Source organism: Vibrio sp. Isolate24 (assembly GCF_022398215.1).
Taxonomy (GTDB): Bacteria; Pseudomonadota; Gammaproteobacteria; order Enterobacterales; family Vibrionaceae; genus Vibrio; species Vibrio coralliilyticus_A.
Window position 1 is genome coordinate 1 of record NZ_JAKEUU010000024.1, and the last position, 397, is coordinate 397.

2 tRNA genes and 1 rRNA gene are annotated in these 397 nt (G+C 49.7%); all 3 read left to right on the forward strand.

Annotated elements, in window-relative coordinates:
* Window positions 1-88, forward strand: a 16S ribosomal RNA gene (locus L1D23_RS22170); the annotation flags it as partial.
* 66 nt (window positions 89-154) lie between these two features.
* Window positions 155-231, forward strand: a tRNA-Ile gene (locus L1D23_RS22175).
* A gap of 42 nt (window positions 232-273) precedes the next feature.
* Window positions 274-349, forward strand: a tRNA-Ala gene (locus L1D23_RS22180).
* Window positions 350-397: the final 48 nt, after the last annotated feature.

The following is a 397-nucleotide window of genomic DNA, read 5'->3' on the forward strand; positions in this document are numbered from 1 at the left end:
GGGGACGCTCACCACTTTGTGGTTCATGACTGGGGTGAAGTCGTAACAAGGTAGCGCTAGGGGAACCTGGCGCTGGATCACCTCCTTATACGATGATTACTCACGATGAGTGTCCACACAGATTGATGGTTTATACAGTTTAAGAGACGATGCTGGGTCTGTAGCTCAGGTGGTTAGAGCRTTCGCCTGATAAGCGAGAGGTCGGTGGTTCAAGTCCACTCAGACCCACCAATCTTCCTCCCAGGAGATTGGCAACAGTATCGACACCTTGATGGGGCTATAGCTCAGCTGGGAGAGCGCCTGCCTTGCACGCAGGAGGTCAGCAGTTCGATCCTGCTTAGCTCCACCATCTTTAAGTGTTCTTGAAAAAGAATCTTTAAAAATGGTTCATTTATGA